The organism is Nocardiopsis sp. TNDT3, assembly GCF_003427465.1.
Taxonomy (GTDB): domain Bacteria; phylum Actinomycetota; class Actinomycetes; order Streptosporangiales; family Streptosporangiaceae; genus Nocardiopsis; species Nocardiopsis dassonvillei.
The window spans coordinates 1-2,556 of the sequence record NZ_QPFC01000895.1 but is presented as its reverse complement, the minus strand read 5'-3'; the positions used below and the strand labels follow the sequence as shown (position 1 = coordinate 2,556).

The 2,556-nt window shown below is 71.0% G+C and carries 3 protein-coding genes; all 3 read left to right on the top strand.

Annotated features, from left to right (window positions below):
- The first annotated feature begins 336 nt into the window (after positions 1 to 336).
- On the top strand, positions 337 to 648 hold the full coding sequence (rplU, locus tag DQW06_RS21240) for a 50S ribosomal protein L21 (RefSeq protein WP_019609597.1): 312 nt from the start codon (positions 337 to 339) through the stop codon (positions 646 to 648).
- Positions 649 to 662: 14 nt separating this feature from the next.
- Positions 663 to 923 carry a 50S ribosomal protein L27 gene (gene rpmA, locus DQW06_RS21235; RefSeq protein ID WP_013154391.1) on the top strand — a complete coding sequence of 87 codons (261 nt, stop codon included), beginning with the start codon at positions 663 to 665 and terminating at the stop codon, positions 921 to 923.
- Positions 924 to 1,044: 121 nt separating this feature from the next.
- Positions 1,045 to 2,409 carry a GTPase ObgE gene (obgE, locus tag DQW06_RS21230; RefSeq protein WP_013154390.1) on the top strand — a complete coding sequence of 455 codons (1,365 nt, stop codon included), beginning with the start codon at positions 1,045 to 1,047 and terminating at the stop codon, positions 2,407 to 2,409.
- Positions 2,410 to 2,556: the final 147 nt, after the last annotated feature.

Here is a 2,556-nt window from a genome sequence, read left to right as displayed (position 1 = left end):
GGTCCGGACCGGCACCAGCCCGGTCCGGACCACGGCACGTGTACAGGCCCGTGGCGGGCCGATGGTAATCTGAGGGACGGTGCGTCGGCGCGCTATGCCACCACACTCGCGCGCCCCGACACCGAAGTGCTCTCCACGCAGGGTTTGTTTCCCTCGGATCCCCGCGCCCCGCTACAGGCGATCAGTGGATCGTGGAACGAGGCACCTCCCCGCCCACACGGGGATGGGCCTCCCGGCCGATCTGGGCACAGGTGCGGTCGGACCCGGACCCCGGGCTCATGCCTCGGGGATGGTCCCGAGCATTATTCGTTGAGCGAGCAGGAAGAGAGTTACCCGGTGTACGCGATCGTGCGAGCGGGCGGCCGACAGGAGAAGGTGTCTGTCGATGACGTCCTGAACATCGACAAGGTCTCCGACGAGACCGGCGCCACCATCACATGGCAGCCCATCCTCGTCGTCGACGGTGACAACGTCATCAGCGACGTCGACAAGCTGAGCGGCTACACGGTCAGCGCCGAGGTCCTCGGTGAGACCAAGGGCCCCAAGATCAACATCCTGAAGTACAAGAACAAGACCGGTTACAAGAAGCGCCAGGGTCACCGCCAGAAGCACACCCAGGTGCGCGTCACCGGCATCGCGGCGAAGTAGGAGGCCTGGAAGATATGGCACACAAGAAGGGCGCTTCGTCCAGCCGTAACGGTCGTGACTCGAACGCCAAGCGCCTCGGCGTCAAGCGCTTCGGCGGCCAGAGCGTCTCGGCTGGTGAGATCCTGATCCGTCAGCGCGGCACCAAGTTCCACCCCGGCGCCAACGTCGGCCGCGGTGGAGACGACACGCTGTTCGCGCTGGTCGCCGGCGAGGTCAAGTTCGGCAACTTCCGCGGCCGCAAGGCCGTCAACATCGTTCCCGCCGCCGCCGAGTAGGCACGCGCGCGGACGTTGTACAGGGCGGGCCAGGGAACACTGGCCCGCCCCTTGCGTTGTCACTGGATGACGCGTGTGTGTCCAGGCCCCGCTCGGGGGCCGGAGAGTAACGGGGAGAGCTATGCCTGACTTCGTCGACGAGGCGGTCTTGCACGTCAAGGCCGGGAACGGCGGGCATGGCTGTGCCTCCGTGCACCGGGAGAAGTTCAAGCCGCTGGGCGGTCCGGACGGCGGCAACGGCGGCCACGGCGGGGACGTCGTGCTGGAGGTCGACACCCAGACCGCGACCCTGCTGGACTACCAGCGCCGCCCGCACCGCACCGCCGGCAACGGCACGCCCGGCCAGGGCGGCCACCGCGCCGGGGCCAAGGGCGAGGACCTCGTCCTCAAGGTGCCCGACGGCACCGTGGTCAGCCGTATGGACGGCGAGGTCGTCGCCGACCTGGTCGGCCACGGCACCCGGCTGGTGCTCGCCGAGGGCGGCCACGGCGGCCTGGGCAACGCCGCGCTGGCCACCAAGCGGCGCAAGGCCCCCGGCTTCGCCCTCAAGGGCGAGGAGGGCCAGGGCTTCGACGTGCGCTTGGAGATGAAGACCATCGCCGACGTCGGCCTGGTGGGCTTCCCCAGCGCGGGCAAGTCGTCCCTGATCGCCGCCATGTCCGCGGCCCGGCCCAAGATCGCCGACTACCCGTTCACCACCCTGGTGCCCAACCTGGGCGTGGTGGAGGCGGGCAACGTCCAGTACGTCATCGCCGACGTGCCCGGCCTCATCCCCGGAGCCAGCGACGGCAAGGGGCTGGGCCTGGAGTTCCTGCGCCACATCGAGCGCTGCTCCACCCTCCTGCACGTGCTGGACTGCGCCACCTACGAGCAGGGCCGCGACCCGGTCAGCGACCTGGAGGCACTGGAGGCGGAGCTGTCCGCCTACGGCCGCAGCACCGGAGTGGACTTGTCCGACCGGCCGCGCCTGGTCGCCCTGAACAAGGTGGACGTCCCCGAGGCCCGCGAGCTCGCCGAGCTGGTCACCCCGATGCTGGTCGAGCGCGGCTACCGCGTCCTGGAGGTCTCCGCGGCCTCCCGCGAAGGGCTGCGCGAACTGTCCTTCGCCCTGGGCGAGCAGGTGGCCGCGGCCCGCGAGGCCGCGCCGCCCGCGGAGCCCACCCGGGTCGTGATCCGTCCCCAGGCCATCGGTGACGCGCCCTTCCAGGTGGTGCCGCTGGGCGGCAACGCCTTCCAGGTGCGCGGCGACAAGCCCGCCCGCTGGGTGCGCCAGACCGACTTCTCCAACGACGAGGCCGTCGGCTACCTCGCCGAGCGCCTCAACCGCCTCGGCATCGAGGAGCAGCTGGCCAAGGCGGGCGCCACCGAGGGCGCCGAGGTGCACATCGGCACCGAGGAGGACTCCGTGGTCTTCGACTGGGACCCCTCCACGGACGCCGAGGTCGTCCCGTCCGGCCCGCGCGGATCCGACGCCCGGCTGGGCTGACCCGCGCGGGGACCGACGGCCCGGCCGACAGGCACGAGCGCGGCGCCCGGTGCCGCGCCACTGGATGGAAAGCCCCACACGGTGCACAGCGCAGGAATCGAACAGACCGACTCCCTGGAGGCCTCCGGGCGCGCGGCGGTGGCCCCC

Coding starts and splice junctions, on each gene's coding strand:
- obgE (WP_013154390.1), top strand. CDS start 1,045: ATGCCTGACTTCGTCGACGAGGCGGTCTTGCACGTCAAGGCCGGGAAC.
- rpmA (WP_013154391.1), top strand. CDS start 663: ATGGCACACAAGAAGGGCGCTTCGTCCAGCCGTAACGGTCGTGACTCG.